The organism is Palleniella muris (assembly GCF_004792655.1).
Taxonomy (GTDB): domain Bacteria; phylum Bacteroidota; class Bacteroidia; order Bacteroidales; family Bacteroidaceae; genus Prevotella; species Prevotella muris_A.
In genome coordinates this window covers 179,697-201,990 of record NZ_SRZC01000001.1, presented here as the reverse complement: position 1 = coordinate 201,990, position 22,294 = coordinate 179,697, and the positions used below count along the sequence as shown (strand labels likewise).

Annotated in this window: 20 protein-coding genes; 10 read left to right on the top strand and 10 right to left on the bottom strand. The window is 49.1% G+C overall.

Features of this window, described 5'->3' with window-relative positions:
* Positions 1-30 precede the first annotated feature (30 nt).
* Positions 31-1,020 carry a YqiA/YcfP family alpha/beta fold hydrolase gene (locus tag E5358_RS00825; RefSeq protein ID WP_135938477.1) on the top strand — a complete coding sequence of 330 codons (990 nt, stop codon included), beginning with the start codon at positions 31-33 and terminating at the stop codon, positions 1,018-1,020.
* A gap of 72 nt (positions 1,021-1,092) precedes the next feature.
* Positions 1,093-1,539, top strand: a complete 447-nt coding sequence (locus tag E5358_RS00820) for a GatB/YqeY domain-containing protein (protein WP_135938476.1) — start codon at positions 1,093-1,095, stop codon at positions 1,537-1,539.
* 113 nt (positions 1,540-1,652) lie between these two features.
* Here E5358_RS00820 and ybeY read toward each other — a convergent pair whose 3' ends face one another.
* The 3 genes from ybeY to ruvB form a co-directional block, all read right to left on the bottom strand.
* Entirely contained in the window at positions 1,653-2,075 is a 423-nt protein-coding gene (gene ybeY, locus E5358_RS00815; protein ID WP_135938475.1) for an rRNA maturation RNase YbeY, read from the bottom strand.
* A gap of 80 nt (positions 2,076-2,155) precedes the next feature.
* The gene (coaD, locus tag E5358_RS00810) at positions 2,156-2,596 is read right to left on the bottom strand and encodes a pantetheine-phosphate adenylyltransferase (RefSeq protein ID WP_135938474.1); all 441 of its coding nucleotides are present in this window, start codon (positions 2,594-2,596) and stop codon (positions 2,156-2,158) included.
* Between the two features lie 35 nt (positions 2,597-2,631).
* Positions 2,632-3,666, bottom strand: coding sequence for a Holliday junction branch migration DNA helicase RuvB (gene ruvB / locus E5358_RS00805; protein WP_135938473.1), 1,035 nt, complete (start codon positions 3,664-3,666; stop codon positions 2,632-2,634).
* A 200-nt stretch (positions 3,667-3,866) separates the two neighbouring features.
* Between ruvB and E5358_RS00800 the strand changes: the two genes are divergently transcribed.
* Positions 3,867-5,087 (top strand): THUMP-like domain-containing protein, encoded by a 1,221-nt coding sequence (locus E5358_RS00800; RefSeq protein WP_135938472.1) that lies wholly within the window; start codon positions 3,867-3,869, stop codon positions 5,085-5,087.
* Positions 5,088-5,629: 542 nt separating this feature from the next.
* Here E5358_RS00800 and E5358_RS14995 read toward each other — a convergent pair.
* Both E5358_RS14995 and E5358_RS00795 read right to left on the bottom strand, forming a co-directional pair.
* Positions 5,630-5,788, bottom strand: a complete 159-nt coding sequence (locus E5358_RS14995; protein WP_168354551.1) for a hypothetical protein — start codon at positions 5,786-5,788, stop codon at positions 5,630-5,632.
* 6 nt (positions 5,789-5,794) lie between these two features.
* Positions 5,795-6,115 carry an Abi family protein gene (locus E5358_RS00795; RefSeq protein ID WP_168354550.1) on the bottom strand — a complete coding sequence of 107 codons (321 nt, stop codon included), beginning with the start codon at positions 6,113-6,115 and terminating at the stop codon, positions 5,795-5,797.
* Between the two features lie 362 nt (positions 6,116-6,477).
* Here E5358_RS00795 and E5358_RS00790 point away from each other — a divergent pair, with 362 nt between their 5' ends.
* The 7 genes from E5358_RS00790 to E5358_RS00760 all read left to right on the top strand — a co-directional run bounded on the left by E5358_RS00790 (position 6,478) and on the right by E5358_RS00760 (position 17,712).
* Positions 6,478-7,629: an N-acetyltransferase gene (locus E5358_RS00790; RefSeq protein ID WP_135938470.1), complete on the top strand. Its 1,152-nt coding sequence runs from the start codon at positions 6,478-6,480 to the stop codon at positions 7,627-7,629.
* Between the two features lie 171 nt (positions 7,630-7,800).
* Positions 7,801-9,753 carry a DNA topoisomerase IV subunit B gene (locus E5358_RS00785; RefSeq protein WP_135938469.1) on the top strand — a complete coding sequence of 651 codons (1,953 nt, stop codon included), beginning with the start codon at positions 7,801-7,803 and terminating at the stop codon, positions 9,751-9,753.
* A gap of 118 nt (positions 9,754-9,871) precedes the next feature.
* Positions 9,872-11,440: a S41 family peptidase gene (locus E5358_RS00780; RefSeq protein ID WP_135938468.1), complete on the top strand. Its 1,569-nt coding sequence runs from the start codon at positions 9,872-9,874 to the stop codon at positions 11,438-11,440.
* Positions 11,441-11,518: 78 nt separating this feature from the next.
* A complete protein-coding gene (locus E5358_RS00775; protein ID WP_135938467.1) occupies positions 11,519-12,760 on the top strand; it encodes a phosphatase PAP2 family protein in 1,242 nt (413 codons plus the stop codon).
* A 92-nt stretch (positions 12,761-12,852) separates the two neighbouring features.
* The gene (locus tag E5358_RS00770) at positions 12,853-14,988 is read left to right on the top strand and encodes a S46 family peptidase (RefSeq protein WP_135938466.1); all 2,136 of its coding nucleotides are present in this window, start codon (positions 12,853-12,855) and stop codon (positions 14,986-14,988) included.
* Positions 14,989-15,073: 85 nt separating this feature from the next.
* The gene (locus tag E5358_RS00765; RefSeq protein ID WP_135938465.1) at positions 15,074-16,456 is read left to right on the top strand and encodes a sodium-dependent transporter; all 1,383 of its coding nucleotides are present in this window, start codon (positions 15,074-15,076) and stop codon (positions 16,454-16,456) included.
* Positions 16,457-16,500: 44 nt separating this feature from the next.
* Positions 16,501-17,712 carry a M16 family metallopeptidase gene (locus E5358_RS00760; RefSeq protein WP_135938464.1) on the top strand — a complete coding sequence of 404 codons (1,212 nt, stop codon included), beginning with the start codon at positions 16,501-16,503 and terminating at the stop codon, positions 17,710-17,712.
* A gap of 403 nt (positions 17,713-18,115) precedes the next feature.
* Here E5358_RS00760 and E5358_RS00755 read toward each other — a convergent pair whose 3' ends face one another.
* The 5 genes from E5358_RS00755 to E5358_RS00735 form a co-directional block, all read right to left on the bottom strand.
* Entirely contained in the window at positions 18,116-18,466 is a 351-nt protein-coding gene (locus E5358_RS00755; protein WP_135938463.1) for a DUF4377 domain-containing protein, read from the bottom strand.
* Between the two features lie 71 nt (positions 18,467-18,537).
* Positions 18,538-18,798, bottom strand: a complete 261-nt coding sequence (locus tag E5358_RS00750) for a hypothetical protein (RefSeq protein WP_135938462.1) — start codon at positions 18,796-18,798, stop codon at positions 18,538-18,540.
* A 725-nt stretch (positions 18,799-19,523) separates the two neighbouring features.
* Positions 19,524-20,015: a hypothetical protein gene (locus E5358_RS00745; RefSeq protein ID WP_135938461.1), complete on the bottom strand. Its 492-nt coding sequence runs from the start codon at positions 20,013-20,015 to the stop codon at positions 19,524-19,526.
* 246 nt (positions 20,016-20,261) lie between these two features.
* On the bottom strand, positions 20,262-21,008 hold the full coding sequence (locus E5358_RS00740) for a tetratricopeptide repeat protein (RefSeq protein ID WP_135938460.1): 747 nt from the start codon (positions 21,006-21,008) through the stop codon (positions 20,262-20,264).
* A gap of 608 nt (positions 21,009-21,616) precedes the next feature.
* Complete coding sequence (locus E5358_RS00735) at positions 21,617-22,108, bottom strand: pyruvate ferredoxin oxidoreductase (RefSeq protein ID WP_135938525.1); 492 nt, start codon at positions 22,106-22,108, stop codon at positions 21,617-21,619.
* Positions 22,109-22,294: the final 186 nt, after the last annotated feature.

The following is a 22,294-nucleotide window of genomic DNA, read 5'->3' as shown; positions in this document are numbered from 1 at the left end:
CCAAAATCCCTCAAAAACACACATCACCCAATGGAATACATGAAGATATGGCAGGACATAATGTCCGGCAAGAAGATACTTTACGTCCACGGCTTTGCTTCCAGCGGACAGTCGGGGACAGTGACGCTGCTGCGTACAATCTTCCCCAACGCTACTGTGGTTGCTCCCGACCTCCCTCTTCATCCGCAGGAAGCGATGGATTTGCTCCACGATGTCTGCGAGAATGAGCATCCTGACCTCATCATAGGCTCATCGATGGGCGGCATGATGACGGAGATGCTCTACGGATACGACCGCATACTGGTCAATCCGGCGTTCCAAATGGGCGACACAATGGGCAGCCATGGCATGGTGGGCAAGCTCACTTTCCACAACCCGCGGCGTGACGGCGTGCAGGAAATGATTGTCACAAAGGCGATTGTAAAGGAGTATCGTGAGCTCACGGCGCAATGCTTCAATCCCGAAAAGGTCAGGGAGGACAAGGCGAGAGTGTGGGGACTTTTCGGTGACAATGACCCCGTGGTACACACAAGGGACTTGTTTCTTGAGCATTATCCTCAGGGAATAACCTTCCATGGTGAGCACCGCCTGATAGACACCGTTGTGCATCATGCCCTCGTCCCTGTTGTCCGTTGGATAGACGACAGGCAGGAGAAACGGCAGCGTGAGACAGTCTACATCGACTTTGAATGCCTTCACAACGACCGTATGCAGGCAACGCCGTCGATGCACAAGGCGGTTGAGGCTCTCCTTGATGACTATACGCTCTGTTTTGTGGCATCTTCACCGACGAATGACACCTATTATTATAAGGTGGTCACGGACTGGATGCAGGAATATGTCACAGTGCCGGCGCACGACCACCTTATCTTCACAAACAATCCGGAATTCCTTTACGGTGATTTCTTCATATCTCCCTGCCCGCCGAAGGACGGAATGGCGACACCGATAGAGTACGGTTCGGACACGTTCAAGACATGGGAAGAGATAATAACCTATTTCAGCCGTCTGACAAACTGATGTCTCTCCTGTCCTTTCTGCCGATGAAATGGGCAAAAACATTAAACAAAACTCATTAAAACAAATACTACTATGCTTTTCGATCAGATTTCAACAGACATCAAGGAGGCTATGAAAGCACGCGACAAGGTGCGCCTCGAGACATTAAGAAACATAAAGAAAGTGTTCCTTGAGGCTAAGACTGCCCCGGGAGCAAATGACGAACTCACCGATGCGGAGGCAATGAAGATTCTCCAGAAACTTGCAAAGCAGGGCAAGGAATCTGCTGCTACCTACGTTCAGCAGGGACGTCAGGACCTCGCAGACGACGAGCTTGCGCAGGTTGCTGTCATCGAGCAGTATCTCCCGAAGCCAATGACCGAGGAGGAAATCGAGGCTGTTGTGAAGACTATCATTGCCGAGACAGGTGCTTCTTCCATAAAGGAAATGGGCAAAGTCATGGGCGTTGCCTCCAAGCAGATGGCCGGAAAGGCTGATGGCGGGCAGATTTCTGCCATCGTGAAGCGTCTGCTTGCGTAAGTGAGGCTGCTTATCTCAGGTGTTTGAACAAATACTAATACTGAAAACCGGTATACTTATGTCACAGGGCATGAGTATACCGGTTTTCTTGTTTGTCCACCGTCATAACGGTGCTACTGTTTCCCGAACCACATGACGAGGGCTTCATTTTCCGCCTTTTCCATTATCTCACGCTCTCCCGGACCTTTGTCGTTGATGCCGCAGAGGTGGAGGATGCCGTGGATAATCACGCGGTAAAGCTCCTCTTCGTAAGGCTTGTTGAAGAGTTCGGCATTGCTGCGCACGGTGTCGAGCGAGATTACAAGGTCGCCATTGACCTGATTGCCCTCATCATAATCGAATGTTATGATGTCCGTATAATAGTCATGCTGCAGATACTCGCGGTTGACCTCGAGTATCTTCTCGTCGTCACAGAAGAGATAACCTACCTCTCCGACCGTCCTGCCGTACTTTGCAGCGACATTACGTATCCATTTTGTCACCTCACGCTTCTTTATCTGAGGCATCTTAACGTTCTCCGCGTTGTAGCTAATCATAATCTTCTATGTTTTGAAAACTGTATAATTCTTACAAAAAACGCCCATTTCATCGGGAAATATATCTTGGAATGCAGGTGTTAAGGGAGGAATTTCGTGGTGTCCTTGCCGAACATCTGCAGCGTGCGCACTCCACTGCTTGACAGCGCAGAGAGTTCCGGACGTGAGAAAAACAGCACCGTCTCCAGCCCGTCCCCTAACAGACGGTTGTATTCCGCCTGATTCCTCTCATACTCATAGTCCACGACTGAGCGCACACCTTTTACTACGGCTGCCGCATCATGTCTCTTTGCAAGGTCGGCAGCCATGTCGCTGTACGCCTCCACCATGACGCGCGGCTCATGTTTGTAAACGTTTTCTATCTGTGCGAGACGCTCCTCCACACCGCTGTTGCTGTCCTTCGCAGGATTGAATCCTATGCCGATGACAACCTTGTCAAAGATAGCCAGTGCACGTTCCACAATGTCCGCATGTCCGATGGTGAACGGGTTGAAAGTCCCGGTGAATATTGCTGTTCTCATGATTCTGTCGTTTTAGCCTGTCCGACGTAAGTCTCTCAGTCGAACAGGGACGGCTGCCGCTCTCCTGAAGTGTAGATGTCCCTGCCGAGGTGGCGGTATGCCAGTTCCGTAAGTACACGTCCGCGAGGCGTGCGCTTCATGAAGCCCTCCATGATGAGGAACGGTTCGTAGACCTCCTCCACGGTTCCCGCATCCTCGCCGATGGCTGTCGCAATGGTGGAGATGCCCACAGGACCGCCACGGAATTTGTCGATGATTGTCGTAAGTATCTTATTGTCAATCTCGTCAAGACCAAAGGAGTCGATGTTAAGAGCCGTGAGCGACATCTCCGCAATTGCCGTGTCGATGCTTCCGTTGCCCTTCACCTGGGCGAAATCCCTCACCCTTCGCAGCAGAGCATTGGCTATTCGAGGCGTACCACGTGAGCGTCGCGCTATCTCCATGGCAGCCTTGTCCGAGATAGGCACACGGAGAATGCCCGCCGAGCGTCGTATGATGCGCATCAGAGTCTCAGGATTGTAGTATTCAAGGTGCATGTTTATGCCGAAACGCGCACGCAGAGGAGCCGTCAGCAGACCCGAGCGCGTCGTTGCACCGACAAGGGTGAACGGGTTCAGGTCTATCTGTATGCTTCGTGCCGAAGGACCTTTGTCAATCATGATGTCTATGCGATAGTCCTCCATGGCAGAGTAAAGATACTCCTCGACGACAGGGCTGAGGCGGTGAATCTCGTCGATGAACAGCACGTCGTTAGGCTCCAGCGATGTCAGTATGCCGGCAAGGTCGCCCGGTTTGTCGAGCACCGGACCGGAAGTGATTTTGAATCCCACGCCCAGTTCGTTGGCAATGATGTTTGAAAGTGTCGTCTTTCCCAGTCCCGGAGGCCCGTGGAGCAAAGTGTGGTCAAGAGGCTCACCGCGATATTTCGCTGCCTCCACAAAGACCTGAAGGTTCTCCACAACCTTCTTCTGTCCGGTGAAATCGCCGAATTCGAGAGGGCGGAGAGCGTTCTCAAAGTCCTTTTCCGTGCTCTTCTGCCCCTGGCTTCTTATGTCGAAATCTTCATCCATAGTCTGTAATCTGTCATCCTGCATGCCCCGCAAAACGGTACGGACATTTCTGCGAAAGTCCTTGCATACAGGCAATAGCAATATAATTTGCCACAAATTTACTAATTATTTGGCAAATTCTTTATATCTTTGCACCATAATTTTTCATTTTTCAGAGAAAAAGGCATAATGCCTTGTCAAAAAATCCATTATAACCGACCATGACAACAGAGGAGTTTATCACTATCCACCGTGACGATGATGTCCGCCGGCTGGCGTTAAAGCCGCAGCAAGGAGTGGACATGCGCTTCGCCCTCCGGCAGATTGACGGCAGGCAGAGGGCGCGCACGAAGCTGCCGATGTGGGCGGAATGTGACGGCATACTCTATCCTCCGCACATCTCCATGGAGCAATGTTCGAGCGAAAAGACCGCTGTCTACAAGCGTGACAAACTGCTTCCGGAAAGCACGGAAGTGAAGAAAAACGCCCATTTCATCGACCTAACGGGAGGTTTTGGCGTAGATTTCTCCTACATGTCGCAAGGTTTCGGGAGGGCGTGGTATGTCGAGCGTCAGGAGCATCTATGCGAGATGGCGCGCCATAACTTCTCCGTTCTCGGAATGGAGAATGCCCATGTCGCCTGCGACACCTCTGAGTCGTTCCTGCAATCCCTGCCTTTCTCGGAAGAGGAGCGCAAGAGGACGACAATCTACCTTGACCCTGCGCGCCGTGATGTGAACGGCAGGAAGACCTACGCCATAGAGGACTGCACGCCCGACATTGTCGGTCTGATGCCGTTGCTGAGGGAGAAGGCGTGGCGCGTGATAGTGAAACTATCGCCGATGCTTGACCATCGTGAGGCGTGCCGTCTTGTAGACGGTGTTTCAGAGGTACACATTGTCTCCGTGAAGAATGAGTGCAAGGAACTTATCCTTGTCATCAACGACAGCGACGAGCCGGCAAAAGTGGTGTGCGTCAATGATGATGAGGTGTTCGAGAGCATGCTCCTTCCTGACGGAGACTGTCAGCCGATGCTGCCGCCTGTCGTCACTGCCATGCCTGCCACCGGAGAAACTTTGGTTGTGCCCAATGCTTCGATAATGAAATCGGGTAATTTTGCCGATTTCACCGCACAATTCTCTTGTGCTGCCCTTGACAGGATGTCGCACCTGTTTGTTGCAAAAAACGCCGATTTTATCGGGAAAATCCCTGCCAGATGTTTTGAGATTCTTGCCGTTTCCTCCCTGAACAAGAAGGAGTTGCGCAAAGTCCTCTCCGTCATTCCCGGCGGTGTGTCGCGTGCGAACATAGCCGTGCGCAATTTCCCCATGTCCGCGGACGAGCTCCGCAAGCGTCTCCGCATGAAGGACGGCGGAGAGTTTTTCATCTTCGGGACAACCATTCTCGGCGAGCACCGTATCCTTGTCTGCCGTCGCAGGTAAGGAATGTTGTCCAACTTTGTTATTTGTTGAAAATCAGCAAGTTGATGATTGTGAAACAAAAGGTTGCCTTTTGCACTGCGAAAGGTAACACTTTACACGGTAAAAGGTAACCTTTGACTATGCAAAGTGTTACCTTTGGTTTTGCAGGTGGGGAGTAATTCGATGAATGAAAGTGTCCTTTTGCGTATTGTCACTTTGAGCATCTGCCCTTAAGAACTTATGTGATTGCTTTTTGAGTGCATAAAAACAAACCCGATAGCTTGACGAATCAGGGGCTACCGGGAGTAAACATTGCAAAGATACGATATTATACGTTATAAAGCAAAAATAATCAGAACTTTCTGTTCTTTTTTAGTTATTTTTATGAATTATGTGGAGGTGTTGAGCATATCAATCTTTTTGCAGACTTGATTCACATGGTCAAGCCCATAGAGAAGTGCTTTGCTGTCAATGTTGAGCCATGAAAAAAGACGGATTATTTTGGCATACCGGCTAATGACATAGAATGTGTCTATCTCACCTTTGCTGTTAAAGCAGATTGGTTAGTGGTGGGCGATGCGGTTTCTCATGTTGTTTATATAATCCAACTCGTTGAATATAAACGAATTGTCGATATTCTTCTCTTTTGTGGAACGAGGCTTGTTAGGGAAAATATTGAGCAATATGCGTCCCGAAACCCTGTATTCTATGCCGGAATACATGTATTTTCAAACACCGAATTCCATTTCAGCAAGCAGTTTTTCATGACTGTATTTGCGTTTGTGCATCAGTCCCTCGTAGGCTTTGTATATGATTTTGCGGGATTTCTCGATTCTTTTTTCATTGAAAAATACACCTCCCGGCATGACAAGGTCGCGCAGCCAATGGCTTCCCCAGTGATTAGCCATTTCCCGGTCTATGGCATTGCGTAGAGCTACTTCAAAGCAACTGATAACAGTGAATATCTCTTGTGATAAGCGGAGGTTGAGACGGTAGAGTGTCATGGCTTTGCGTGTGTCATTGCCACAAGCAATAACATATTTACGCATCCGTTTTGATGAAATTATATATTCGAACTTTGAGAAATCCATTAGTATGATGTTGTTTTATGAAATTATAGTGTGTGAATGTGTTTAGGATGGCGAATGACGAAACCGCTATGCAAAGATAGTTGTTTTGGCGTGGCTGTACAAGGTTTTCTCGAAATATTTTTCCAATCTGTCTAAATAATAGTCATGGAGGTTTTTCCACACTTTTCACTCCAAAGAACTAAAAAAAAATAATTTTACAAGGCAAAATGTTAAGAATACGTTTGTTTTTAGTAACTTTGTAACGTTTTATGCGCGGATGCGCCCAAACATTATATATGCGCGGGAAAGAAATGCGGATGCATTGACCCAAATTATTGAATATGAAAGATATAGAGATACGCAGGGTAGATACGAAGAAAGACCTTGGACGGTTCATTGATTTCCATTACGACCTTTATGAAGGCTCGCCTTATGATGTCCCTTCGCTTTACAGCGATGAGATGGACACACTTTCCCGTGACAGAAATGCCGCTTTTGACTTCTGTGAGGCGGAGTATTTCATGGCTTACCGTGACGGAGAGCTTGTGGGAAGGGTGGCAGCCATCATCAATCACAAGGCTAACGAGAAATGGGGCAGGAAGGATGTGCGCTTCGGCTGGATAGACTTTGTTGAGGACAAGGCGGTTGCCGAGGCGTTGCTCGATGCCGTCGCTGACTACGGGCGGAAGCATGGCATGGAGCAGATGGTCGGTCCGCTCGGCTTCACGGACATGGACAGCGAGGGCATGCTGGTGTATGGCTTTGATGAGTTGAGCACGATTGCCACGCTATACAATTACGAGTATTATCCGCGAATCATCGAGGAAATCGGCGGCTTTGAGATTGACAACCGCTATAATGAGTACAATATCCTTGTTCCGGAGAAGATGCCCGAGAAACACAGGAAGATTTCCGAGATGATCATGAAGCGTTACAATCTGCACATAAGGAAGGTGAAGCGCAGAGAGTTGTACGGCAAGGAGAAGATGGGACGCAAGGTCTTCTCTCTGATAAATGCCACGTACAAAGACCTGTATGGCTACAGCGAACTGACAGACAGGCAGATAGACCAATTGGTGGGCAAGTTCTCCATTGTGCTGGACATGAACCTTGTGACCCTTGTGGAGGACTGGAACACCCCGGGACACGACCTCATCGGCGTGGGCGTCACAGTGCCTTCGATGGCGAGAGTGCTGCAGAAGTGCCGCCGCGGCAGGCTCCTCCCTTTCGGCTGGTTCCACCTTTTGCGCTTCCTTCTCTCAAAGAAATCAAAGGGGCTCGACCTGCTCCTTATAGGTGTGCTTCCCGAATACCGCAACAAAGGTGTCAATGCCCTGTTCTTTTACGACTTGATTCCGTACTACCACAAGTACGGTGTGGAGTGGGCGGAGACGCAGCTGGAGATGGAGACGAACACCGCCGTGCAGGGGCAGTGGGACATGTTTGAGCACCGTAACCACAAGAAGCGTGTGTGCTGGAAGAAGAAAATATAGTGAAGACATGACGTTCTCATAGTGTGACATGGTTTCGTGATGCGACATGTTATCTCATGATGAAACATGTTATATCATGATGTCTCATGTTGCCTCATGATTAAATAAACAACAACAACCCGATTAACCAAGGGAATCCCTTTCCCTACAACCACATAACATAATCAGAATATGGCAGAAGACTTGGAGTTTCAGGCAGAGCAGGTGGAGTATACTGACGACAACATACGCAAGTTGTCCGACGTTGAGCATATCCGCACGCGCCCCGGTATGTACATTGGTCGCCTCGGTGACGGCAGCCATGCCGAGGACGGCATATATGTGCTTCTGAAAGAGGCTATCGACAATTCCATCGACGAGTTCCGCATGAATGCCGGAAAGCGCATCGAGGTGGATGTGGACGAGCAGTTGCGCATCTCCATCCGCGACTATGGACGCGGCATTCCTCAGGGCAAGATGATTGAGGCAGTGTCGCAACTGAACACCGGCGGCAAGTATGACTCCAAGGCTTTCAAGAAGTCTGTGGGCATGAACGGTGTCGGTGTGAAGGCCGTAAACTTCCTTTCCTCACGCTTTGAGGTGCGTTCCTACCGCGACGGAAAGGTGCGCAGCGCATGTTTTGAGCGGGGAATCCTGCAGTCGGACGAGACGAAGGACACTGAAGAGGAGAACGGAACGTTCATTTTCTTTGAGCCTGACGAAACGCTGTTCCTCAACTACAAGTTCCATGACGACATTGTTGCCGAGATGCTTCGTAACTATACGTACCTCAATTCCGGTCTGATTATCATGCACAACGGACGCCGCATAGCGTCCAGGAACGGACTTGCCGACCTGCTGAAGGACACGATGTCCACGGCTTCGCTGTATCCTATCGTGCATATAAAGGGGGAGGACATAGAGATTGCCTTCACACATGCCAACCAGTATGGTGAGGAATACCACTCTTTTGTCAACGGACAGCACACCACGCAGGGCGGCACTCACCAGTCGGCTTTTAAGGAACATATTGCCAAGACATTGAAGGACTTTTTCCAGAAATCCTTCGAGTTCACCGACATCCGTAACGGCATTGTGGCTGCGGTGGCAGTGAATGTCGAGGAACCGATGTTCGAGTCGCAGACGAAAATCAAGCTCGGTTCGCTGCTTATGGCACCGGAGGGCGTGAGCATCAACAAGTATATCGGTGATTTCGTGCATACCGAGGTGGACAATTTCCTGCACAAGAATCCCGATGTTGCCGAGGTCATTCTCGAGAAAATCACCTCTTCGGAGCGTGAACGCAAGGCAATGGCAGGCGTGACGAAGCTCGCCCGTGAGCGTGCCAAGAAGGCAAACCTCCATAATCCGAAGCTCCGCGACTGCCGTGTGCACTTCTCTGATTTCAAGAATCCTCGGAAAGAGGAGTCTTCCATATTCATCACCGAGGGCGATTCCGCTTCCGGTTCCATTACGAAGAGCCGCGATGTGAACACTCAGGCGGTGTTCTCCCTGCGCGGAAAACCGCTGAACTCCTTCGGACTTACCAAGAAGGTGGTCTATGAAAATGAGGAGTTCAACCTCCTGCAGGCGGCACTTGACATTGAGGACGGCCTTGATTCCCTGCGTTATAATAAGGTCATTGTCGCCACGGATGCCGATGTCGACGGCATGCACATACGCCTTCTGACCATCACTTTCTTCCTCCAGTTCTTCCCGGAGCTGGTCAGAAAGGGGCATGTCTATATCCTTCAGACACCGCTGTTCCGTGTGCGCAACCGCCGTACGAAAATTAAGAACAAGGCAGTCATAAAGGCAGAGGACGAGAAACTGAAGGCTCGCAACGAGAAGCAGAAGGACTTCATCACGCGCTACTGTTACAGTGACGAGGAGCGTCAGCGTGCCATCGAGGAACTTTCTCCTGACCCGGAGATTACGCGCTTTAAGGGTCTGGGCGAGATTTCCCCTGACGAATTTGCCGGTTTCATCGGTCCGGACATCCGTCTTGAGCAGGTTACGCTGCGTCAGGAGGACCAGGTGCAGAAGCTCCTTGCGTACTATATGGGCAAGAACACTCCCGACAGACAGGATTTTATCATTAACAATCTTGTCATAGAGAAGGACATTCTGGACGAGGAGGAGTAATAACCTTGGGTCTGTATTGTCAGTTTTATCATTATTGACAGTATTGACAAGAAATCAGTACTGTCAATAATGACACTATTGACACTATTGTCCGAAAAAACTTAACCAAACGAAAACAATGAAAAAACTGCTTATATTCCTTGCCCTCCTGCCACTTGCGGCTGCAGGACAGATGAAAATAAAAATCGGCGCAGACTCTCCTTTGCGCAAGCTGCAGATAGCCCAACTGGCGATAGAGAACCTCTATGTCGACACTGTTGATGCCAACAAACTCGTTGAAGATGGTATACGCGGCATGCTGGAGAAGCTGGACCCGCACTCTTCCTTCACCACTGCAAAGGAGACACAAGAACTTAACGAACCGCTGCAAGGCAACTTTGACGGCATAGGTGTGCAGTTCAATGTCATTGAGGACACACTTATCGTCCTCCAGACAGTCCACGGCGGACCGTCGGAAAAGGTCGGAATCATCGCCGGAGACCGTATTATCGCTGTCAACGACACAGCCATCGCCGGCGTGAAAATGTCAAGAACGGACATCATGAAGCGTCTCCGCGGCAAGCGAGGGACAAAGGTCAATGTCCTTGTAAAGCGCGCCGGAGAGAAGAAACCGATATCTTTCATCATAAAGCGTGACAAGATTCCGGTGCATTCCATGGATGCCGCATACATGGTAGAGCCGGGAATCGGCTACATACGCCTCGGCAATTTCGGCGCGACAACCCACAAGGAGCTGCTCCAAGCAGCGGATTCGCTGAAGCGGCAGGGCATGGTCGACCTTATCCTCGACCTTCAGGACAATGGCGGAGGCTATCTTTCGGCAGCGGAGGATGTTGCCAATGAGTTCCTGGAGAAAGGAACCCTCATCGTCTATACCACAGGAAGAAGTGTCCCACGCCATGAGTCCAAGGCGGACGGCAGAGGCAGATTGCAGACCGGAAAGGTGGTTGTGCTCGTCAATGAGTTCACCGCTTCCGCGGCAGAGATTGTCTCCGGTGCGGTGCAGGACCACGACCGCGGCATCATCATAGGACGAAGGACATTTGGAAAGGGGTTGGTGCAGCGTCCCGTGGAGCTTCCTGACGGCTCCATGATACGCCTTACCGTCGCCCATTACTATACTCCTACGGGTCGCTGCATACAGAAACCGTACAAGCCGGGTGACAGGAAAGACTATGATATGGACTTCGAGCAGCGTCTGAAACATGGCGAACTGACCTGCCGTGACTCCATACATTTCGATGATTCCCTGAAGTATGAGACGCTCCGTGAGCACCGTACCGTCTACGGCGGTGGAGGAATCATGCCGGACATCTTCGTCCCTCTCGACACACTCCAATACACCCGATTCCACCGCTCCTTGGTGGCAAAGGGCATTGTAGTGCAGGAAGTGATAAAGTACTATGACAAGAACCGCCGCCAACTGAAGAAATTCAAGATAATAAACGACTTCAAGCGGGACTTCAACATCCCCGAAACGCTCATCGCAGCGATTGTCGAAGAGGGCAGGAAACAGAAGGTTGAGCCGGCGGACGAGAAGGAGAAGCAGCGCACAATGCCTTATCTCAAAGATCAGTTGCGTGCACTCATAGCGCGCGATTTATACGGTGAATCCGCCTATTTTGAGATAATCAACCCGACAAATCCGACATTCAATGCGGGTCTGGAGGAGATAAAAAGAAAGTAATGGTCAATAAAATCAGTATTGTCAATATTGACAGTAATGTCAGTAATGTCAATATAGATTAAAAAACACCACACACCCATGCTCCGAACCCTTGCCATTCTGATTGCGACAGCGTATGCCTCAGGCGTACATTCCGCCACCTCCTGCACATTATATAATAATGATGCAGAGGACTATGGTGACGATTTGACCGTCGTCTCCACCACCGGCAAGCACGAAGTCGAGAACTATCTGCGCTTCTCTCCCTATGCCATCATTGCAGGGCTGAAGGTCGCCGGCTACGAAGGACGCTCCGGTTTGCCGCGCTTCCTGACATCGGCTGCGGTGTCAAACGTCATCATGGCAGGTGCAGTCACCGCCGCAAAACACACTTTCAAGGCACAACGCCCTGACCATTCCGATAACAAGTCGTTCCCCTCGGGTCACGCTGCGGTGGCTTTCACGGCAGCGACAATCCTTCATAAGGAATATGGTGCGACGCGCTCCCCATGGTTTTCCTTCAGCGGATACGCACTGGCTGCAGGGACAAGCATGCTCCGCGTGGCACATAACCGCCACCATGCAGGCGATGTGGCAGCAGGAGCAGGCATAGGAATCCTGTCCGTTGAGATTGGCTATTTCCTTGCCGACCTCATCTATGGCAACCGTGGATTGAACGATTTTGAGCAGGGTAAGTTTCAAAAAACCACGAATCCATCGTTCCTTGACGTGCAAATGGGCGTCGGAATACACAAAAATACACTGCATTTCCTCACCCCTGACGGCATGGAAAAGGCAATCAACCTGCGTGCAAGTTCTGTGGCAGGACTCGAAGGGGCATATTTCTTCAATGAATATGTAGGCATCGGCGGTATGGTGCGTGTCACAACGACTCCCGCGGACATACCATTCATAATGGAAAAGTACGGTGAAATGGCGTATTTTGATGACAATATATTCACCGATATGTCATTCGATGCCGGTGTTTACGGCAATATTCCTGTAGGCAACAGTGTCGCTTTCGGTGCAAAAGCACTATGCGGCATGCGCTTTTCCGACGGCATTTGCGTCAGGAATGACGACCGGTCGTCACAGGAAATGCTGAGAGTCAAAGGAGGAAATGCCTTCAATCTCGTCACCGGCATAAGTGCTTCGTGGCGTTGCAGAGACAATTTCGCATGGAAAATCTTTGTGGATGTGGATGCGTCCAAGAGCACATACACTTATCGAAGCCTGTCACCGTCACCGGTAAATAACGCACATAATCAGACGGTTACAGCCGAAAGCCGGCGTTGGATGACACACTTTGCCATAGGCGGAGCGTTCACTGTGCAGTTTTAGCCCGTTCCATCGGAATAATGAATCTTGACAAATTGCCAGATTGCCACATTGACAAGACAAAGCGAAACCATATCAAAACAAAATAAAAGCAAATGAGAAAACTATTTATCTTCGCACTCCTTGCACAGTCGTTCTTCGGTGCATCCAAGGCAAAGGCTGACGAAGGAATGTGGACACTCTCCAACCTGCCACAGGCAGTCTACGAGAAAATGCAGGAAGAAGGCTATCATCTGCCTTACGGACAGTTGTACAACGACAAGAATGCCATAATGAAGTCAGTGGTCAACTTCGGCGGCTACTGCTCCGGAGTGGTGGTCTCTTCCGACGGACTCGTGTTCACCAACCACCATTGCGGTTTCGAGGCGATACGCTCACACTCCACCGTGGAGCACGACTACATGCTCAACGGATTCGTGAGCAAGTCCTTTGAGGAGGAGCTTCCTAACGAGAACCTCTTCGTTTCGTTCATGATTTCCCAGCGCGACTACACCGCCGAGGTCATGAAGCACAACATCTACAGCCTTTCAAACGCAAAGCGCGAGGCACTCCTCGACTCTCTCGAGTCCAAGGAGCAGGAGCGTGTGCACAAGGAAGACTCCACACTGCGCGTGGAGCTGAAACCGTTCTACGAGGGCAACAAGTTCTATCTGACCACTTACCGTGACTTCGAGGATGTGCGTCTCGTCTTCGCCATTCCTAAGTCCATGGGCAAATTCGGTGGTGAGACAGACAACTGGATGTGGCCGCGCCAGACCTGTGACTTCTCCGTCTTCCGCATCTACTGTGACCCGAAGACAGGCGGTCCTGCGAAATATTCCAAGGACAATGTGCCTTATCATCCTGAAGTCTATGCCCGTGTGAGCAACGAAGGCTACAAAGAGGGCGACTTTGCCATGACAATGGGTTATCCCGGCAGCACTGAGCGTTACCTCTCCAGCTTCGGAATCCAACTTATGCGCGACGCAACCAACGCCCCACGCTATCAGGTGCGTACCGTGAGACAGCGCGAAATGCTGCGCCACATGCGTGCCGATGAGGCTGTCCGCATCAAGTATGACTCAAAGTATGCGCAGAGTGCCAACTACTGGAAGAACGCGCTCGGCATGAACAAGTGCATCGATTCCCTCGAAATCATTCAGCTGAAGCAGCGTCACGAGGCACGCATCAAGCACTATCAGGACAGCACCGGTTACCTGAAAGGACAGCTTGACATAGACAAACTCGGCGGACTGTATGCCCAACTGACGGACAAGCGCAAGGCTCTGACCTATTTCATGGAGACTTTCGGACGCACAAACGAGATTGTCACTCGTGCCATGCGCTACGCCATGGGTGCCCCAATCTACGGACCGGAGGACAACAAGAAGAAGCAGTACAACCAGTTCAAGGACAATTCCGAGACTTGGGACCTTGCAACCGAGAAGGATGTGCTTGCCGCTCTCCTCAAGAACTATAAGGATCAGGTGCCTGCAGAGTATGTACCGGAGTTCTACAAGACCATCGGCAACGACTACAAGGGTTATGTCGAGAAGCTCTACAACTCACGCCTGATGTCCTCCGAACCTATCTATTTCAACAAGAAAAAGGTGCAGAAGGAGATGCAGAACGACATCGCCGTGCAGATGGGCCAGGACCTTCTTGCCACAATGCAGCTTATCCGCAAGGGCACAGAGGAAATCTTCCAGACCATCGACGACCAGGAGCGCATGCTCTGCGATGCAAAGATTCGCATGGAGGAGGATATGCCTCACTATTCCGATGCCAACTTCACGCTCCGCATGTCCTACGGACAGGTGGGCGGATACCTCCTCAACGGCAAGAAGAGCAGCTACTACACAGAGCCTTCTTCACTCTACAAGAAGATGCTCCTCGGCGATGAGAAGACTGCCGGAAAGGACTATAATTTCGAGTACTATGCAGAGCCAATCATGCACGAACTCTTCTCTGCGAAGGATTTCGGACAGTACAATGACCCTGTGAGTGGAACAATGAACCTCTGTTTCCTCACCAGCAACGACATCACCGGCGGCAACTCCGGTTCTCCGGTGTTCGACGGTAACAACCGTTTGATAGGTCTTGCCTTCGACGGCAACTGGGATTCTCTCTCTGCAGACATATTCTTCGATGCGGAACTCGCACGCTGTATCTGTGTGGACATCCGCTACATGCTCTTCATGATGGACAAGTGGGGTAAGGCAGACCGCCTTATCAAGGAAATAAACAAGTAAGGCAAAACGAACAAAAGAGCAAGGGTTTGCGGCTGTGAGAGCAGTTGCAAACCCTTGCAATCATTATTATAAGTAAAAAGAAAGCATGGATAACAGAGCAACATTCAATTCGCGCATAGGTGCTGTTCTTGCCGCTGCAGGCAGTGCTGTGGGACTGGGAAACATCTGGCGCTTCCCCTGTGAGACGGGAGCACATGGCGGAGCGGCATTCATACTGCTTTATATCGGGTTCATAATCACCGTGGCTGTGCCGGTGCTCATCTGCGAGATGGCACTCGGAAGACGGTCGCGCACAAACTGCTACGCCACCTTCAAGCGGTTGTCCAACAGCCGTGAGGTCTCTGTCTCCAAGCCTCTCGCCCTCCTTTTCTATCTTACCGGCGCGATGTGTGTCCTTGCCGGATTCGTGTTGTTCTCCTATTACAGTGTCGTGGCAGGATGGACTCTCGGCTACACCGCCACTGCCGGAGTGGGAGGAATGATGGAAATGACGGTCGAGGAGACGGGAAGAGCCTTCGCGGAGTTCTCTTCCGACCCGGTGATGCCTGTCGTATGGCTTGTGGCATTCGTGATTATCACCGCAGGAATCACGGTGATGGGCGTGCAGAAAGGCATAGAGCGCGGCTCAAAAATCATGATGCCGGTGCTCTTCATCCTGCTCCTTGTCCTTGCCGTCTGCTCACTTTCTCTGCCCAATGCGTCAAAAGGTCTGGAGTTCCTCTTCTGTCCCGATTTCTCGAAAATCACCACCGATGTGGCTCTGAGTGCAATGGGACAGGCGTTTTTCACGCTGAGCGTGGGCATCGGCTGCCTTATGACATACGCCTCATACTTCTCAAACGAGGAGAACATCGTCAAGGATGCCTTCAACATTGCTGCCATAGACACCATGGTAGCCATAGTGGCAGGCATAATAATCTTCCCGGCTGCGATGTCCGTAGGCATCAATCCTGATGCCGGCCCGTCACTGGTGTTCATCACGCTGCCTAATGTCTTCAACCAGGCCTTTGGTGCTACGCCGTGGCTGTGCTATGTTGTCACGCTGCTTTTCTACCTTCTTCTCACCATGGCAGCCCTGACTTCGAGCATCTCGATGCTTGAGATTACTACGGCATTCGTGTCGGAGAGGTTCGGCGTGAGACGCCGTAACGCTGTTGCAGGCATAGCCATTGTGACCTGTGTTGCCGGTTTTGCCTGTTCGATGTCCTTTGGGGAATGGAGCGGAGTGACAGTGTTCGGTATGGGTTTGTTTGACCTTTTCGACTTCTTTGTGGCAAAGTTCGCGATGCCGATAGGTGGCATATTCATGTGCCTTCTGATGCGGAAGTTCGGTGAGAAGGAGGTGACACGCATGCTCACCAATGACGGACGGATTGACCTCGGATGCTTCCCGAAGGTGTTCAGTTTCCTTGTAAGTTGGGTGATTCCTGTGCTTATACTCGTCATTTTCGTAAACGAACTGCTGTAAGAAGTGGCTTGCCTGTGGCAAAAGAAATAAAAATCCAAAAACAGATGTATAATACTTTCACACTTGACAATGGTCTCCGCATCATCCATCATCCGTCCTCCGGCAACGTAATCTACTGTGGTTACGCCATAAAGGCGGGCACAAGGGATGAGCGGCAGGGAGAGGAGGGGTTGGCACACTTCTGTGAGCACGCCTCGTTCAAGGGCACTTCCGGCAGGAAGGCATGGCAGGTGATACAGTGCATCGAGAGTGTCGGCGGCGAGCTTAACGCCTATACCAACAAGCAATCGACAGTATATTACTGCGCATGCCTTAAGGAACATCTTCCGCGTGCTGTCGATTTGCTGACCGACATGGTGTTCCGCTCGGTGTTTCCCGAGGCGGAGCTGGAGAAGGAAAAGGAGGTTATATGCGATGAAATCGAGTCATACAACGACTCTCCGGCGGAACTTATCTATGATGAGTTTGAGAACCGCATCTTCCGCGGACATCCTCTCGGGCACAGCATCCTTGGCACAAAAGACACTGTGCGCGGCTTCTCCACCGCCGATGCCTTGCGCTTCACACGCCGGCTCTACCGTCCTGACAATGCCATCTTCTTCATCAACGGAGATGTTTCGTTCACAACTATTACGCGTTTGCTGGCGAAATGCCATAAGGACATACATGCCCTGCCTGCCGAACCGACACCGCCGTTCGTGCCGCCCGTGGCGAGTGAAATCTCCGTTACCGGCACTCATCAGGCTCATGTGCTTGTAGGGCGAAGGGCATACGACATAAATCATCCTCGGCGCATCACGCTTTACCTCCTCAACAATATCCTTGGCGGTCCTGCCATGTCCTCACGCCTTAACATGGCACTGAGGGAAAAGGAGGGACTTGTCTACACCGTGGAGAGCGGAATGGCAAGTTTCGCCGACACAGGTCTGTGGTCTGTCTATTTCGGTTGTGACCCTCACGATGTCAAACGGTGTCTGCGCATCGTGCGACGTGAGCTTGACCGCCTGATGAACAAGCCGCTTTCATCTCGCCAACTGCAACAGGCGAAGCGTCAGTTGAGGGGACAGATAGCCCTGGCGTGTGACTCTCGAGAGGGCTTCACGCTCGACTTCGCGAAGTCGTTCCTGCACTATGGCTGGGAGAAGGATGTCCGTGCTCTCTGCGAGGATATAGACAGAGTCACGGCAGACGACATCCTTGCTGTTGCCAACGACCTCTTCCGCCCTGAGACAATAGAGACTCTCGTGTTCGCATGACGGCTTTGCGGAATCCGTCCGGCATCGCTTCGGGCGTTTATTCCCACGACGAAGAGACGGAGAAATGTCATTGTTTGTAATGCGTTGTATAAGAGTATGTTGCAGAGGGCGGGAATATAATATGCCAAACCGTTACCTTTCATGTCGTAAAAGGTAACGGTTGACAATGTAAAAGGTAACCTTTCACACTGCGAAAGGTTACCTTTTGTTTTTTCATATATGTTGCCATGAACGGGAAAAGACAAAAAGAATACAGACAAGCATACAAGAAAGCAACAAAGAATACATGGTGTGTTTTAATGACCGGTTCGGGATTGAACCTGTTGACTGACTTATGTTGCTGATTTTCTTGAAAACTTATCAGAACTGAATATGGTTTATATTTAGCGTGAATCCGACGGAGCTATGCCGTTATTCCCAACCGGATGTGTCTTATCAGTCTGTATTCATACTTACTTGCGTCAGCCGGCGGATTACTAAGCCTCGTCTCAATAACTTTCAGTATGTATGCGGTGCCCTTTTCATAAGTGAAGCCCGATATGAGGTCGAAAGGTTCACACTCCCATACTGTGCTGCCCTCTTCGCGTATCAGCATGCCTTCGTATTCATCATTACTGAATCCATGATATGTTCCCGTTTTGTCTGAAACATAGAAGGTGACAATTCTGGAATCGTCATCATCATCACTGCTGCATGAGGACAGAATGAAGAAGGAACACAACAGAAGTAGCAATAAACTGATTTTTGTTTTCATAATTGAGAGGATTGTTTAAGTTTACTTGGATTCATTCTTTCACCGAATTTTAATTTTTAAGGAAAGAATGACTACTTTCTTGCGTTGTCTTTTTTATCAATCAACATAAAGAACATATAAGCCATCCAGAATATAGCATGTTCCCTGCTTTCAAAGAAAAAGCCGTTGAACACACCTATAAATCCAATCAGTATGTCCCAATAGTTCCTCCTGTATACTGTTGATGAATCAATCATGGCTGCTATGAAAAGAACAGCCAATAGGAGGAAGAAGACCACACTGGCGGCGGTATGCAGCATCTCACAACTTGATGCCGCAGGTACAATTGCCAATGACAACTTACAAAGTCTTGACAAGATAGGATACCATTTCATATACTCATATTTAGCTAAGTAATAAGTATGGAACTAAAAAAATTTCTGCACTTTCTATATGAATAAGGTTTTTGTACGCTATTTGTTGAATGTTTTATCCCAATAATTGAAACTATACAAAGAGGTTGCTAACCCAATCTTTATACTATTCAATTGTACCTCTGTAAGTTCTGCTGATTTTTCCAAAATATCAAGATATTTATTGATAATGAAAACTACATCTGTACAATCTGTTGAATACTGTTGAAAGACCTCACAGAACAAATCTATAACTTGCTGTTCAAGTGGTTCCCTTTCTATTTCAATTTATAGCTGTAGGATTGTTATACGAACAGGTTAATGGAATTAAACCTGACGATATTGCAGGTTCGTCGCAGAGTGTTATTTGCGAGAACCAGACCGACATGAAAATTAATAGTAGTAGTTTTTTCATTTTTGTACTTTTTGTTCAATGTCTGCAAGCCTTGTATAATGAAACTTGCTTCTGATTGCTGAGATGCCATTTGACTTTTGCAAAAGTACAACAAATTTTAGGAAAACAACAAGAAAAATGAGTACAATTAGTACACGGAGGTTACAGCGTTGTATACTAATTGTATAATAATCAGCAACTTATTGCAAAAGTACAAAAAGTACATTGTGGTGTTATAACCTGGAAATATTTTTTGTAAATGTCCTTGCTCCTATTTGGTTAAATATTTTTTATTAAGGCTGCTGCGAAGGTTTATGACGTTTTGCTTTGTCATATTCAACAGCACAGCTATCTCCGAAGGGATAAAACATATACGTGTGAGGATACAGACCCTCAGTTCGTTTTCTGTAAGAGGTACCGAGGTTGATTCCAGTGAAGCAAGAACATTAGGAATATGATAGCCGGCAACATCTATGAGTGCCGACCATTCTGCTACAGTGGGCAATGTCAATTTTGAGGCATGGCTATGCATAATCGCAACAATCTGGTAATTTTGCAGTTCTTTTTCCTGTATAAGTTTGCTTATATCAAAACCATCCTGATAAGTAGAAAGTTCTTTTTCCAAATTTTCAATATTATCGTCCTGCTTGTTTTCACTGACTGATTTTTCTGTATTGACTTTGTCATATTCTGCAACAGCATCATGGTAAGCACGTAATGTCTGCACGTACTTGCTATTAAGCTCTCGTAGTTCGGAAAACATTTTGCCTTTATATCTTTTATGGAATAAATAAGATACGCATGCTATCACCACCACAGCCACAAGACTGGAGAATAGTATACACCACAGCCGTGTCACCTTTCTGGAATTTTCCAGAGCGTCCTGCTGGTACGAGGAATAGTCGTAAAGAGCCTGCACCCTGCTTACTTCGTTTGCGGAATTTCTTATGTTCGCCGTATCATTGGCATTGGCGTAAAGCTTTGCATATTTCATTACAGAGACTGACAGTTACAGATTTCCGTATACTTCCATCAGTCCCTTATATCCGTTCTCAAGGTTCATGATGTCTTCATCATAGGATATGAGTTTCCTGTAATAATACAGGGCGGAGTCTGTATTATGGGATTTGAGATAATACTCGCCCAAATAGGAATAGAAGAACTCGCTTCCTTCCGCCATGTTGCCATGCTTGTCAGCCAGTCTTGATTTGGAGACATACTCGTCTATCTCGCGTTTTGCATCGTCCAAGTTGTTATGTTCCAGATTATAAGCTATTGTGGTCGCCAGTTCACGAGCAGCCAAGGAGTCCGCTCCCATTTTCTTGCAGAATTTATATGTCTCTCTGGAAAACTCCGCAGCCTTCCCTTTCTTGCCTTCCAGCCAGTAGACTCCGGAGATTCTCATCATGCTTTGCATTACCATCAGGGTGTCATTCGCCTTCCTTGCCATAGCGATGGCGTTGTTCCACATTTCAAGTTCTTTCTGCGGATAACGCTGCTTATGGAACAGTTCCGCCATCTGTCCGTAAATACGGCTTAGAAGCTCATGGTCACACGTCTTTTCCGTTGTGTCGGCAAGGTTCACGGCTTTCAGGTAATACTCCAGAGCCATAGGGCTGTCGCCCCGGTCACGGTAGACACATCCGTTCATGTAGTTTGCGCGGATTCTCTCTTCCGCCGTGCCGTGGGAGTCATAAAAGCGGAGGACTTCGTCCATGAAAGTCACGGTGTCCATGGGGATATAGTCAGAGTTCATCTGCTCTGCCGGGTGAGCAGCGTTGCCATGCGCTCTTTTCCGTATGGCATCAGGAACAACAGGACAACTGCCACAATAATCAGAGTGACAGTTATGTTCAACGGTGACAGTAGTTTTTTACAGGTCATCTCAGGCAAGGGAAATATGCTTTTGTCTGTTTGGGTATGCCGTGCCGATAATGGGTTGGCACGGGGTTCACACAGTCAGGCATCTTTTGTTCAGGTTGCAAAAGTACTGCTTTTCTTCCACAACTGCAACAGTTTTACATATTATTGATGATTTGCCATAGTATTGAACCGCCGGTGTGGTGGTCATATATGGTCATGCCGGAGGTCATGGAATTTCTGCACAGCCGTACCTCTTTGTTTTTTTAGGAATTGCCTGTTTCTTTCCTGCTTCTGTTCAGTCGTATAGCCCGCCATACTCCTGCAAAGAATCCGAACCTCCACTCGGCAAAAGCCTGAGCATCATGCTGGATTCCAATGACCGGTTCGGAAAAGACGAAAAAGAGGGCCGGCATCACTGCCGGTCCTCTTTTTATTAGGGTGTTATTGATGTAGTGTTTTAATAGATTGTTTTGTTTTTATTTGGAAAGCTTAGAAAATGTCTTACTTGATGATTGTCTCCGGCACGGTCTGCAATCGTGAATGCCGGTCTCCGAACTTTATGGAGTCAGACTTCACACTGTCCTTCACAGCCACAGACGGCCCTTTGTTTACAGACGGCTCTTTCGCTATCTGCGAAGGGTAAGGCGAGTCTGTCGGTTCGGTCGCTTTCTGTGCTGCAGTGCCGAGAGTGATGATTATGGCGACGACCGCTGATGCGCGATAGAGTGGGCGCAGACGCTGTGAAAGCGTGATGTTGCGTGCCTTGACAGGCTTCTCGTCATTGATGATGGACAGCATGCGCTCGTCAAAATCGTCAGAGATTCGGACTTCCTTCTTCTCCTCATTCTGTGCAATGAACAGCTGTCGGTACTGCAACAGCTCCACCGGGACACTGTCCTGAGCGAAGAATGCGCGCAGGATAGCCTCCTCTTCCAGCGTCGTCCGGCACTCCCAGTAACGCTCGAGCAACTGTTCTATGTACTTGTAGTTCATCATTGTTTTTTTGCCTTAATCTATACAGAAGACGATTGGGTTACGGAAAAGTTACAGGAAAATGTGATTTTTTTTGATTTTTCTTCAATTTTCGAGAATGTTTTGTAATTTTGCACTTGGTTATATGGCATTGAGGTCGGTCATGATGCGTGGATTATGTGCCGGTAATGCAGTTCGGATGCCGTA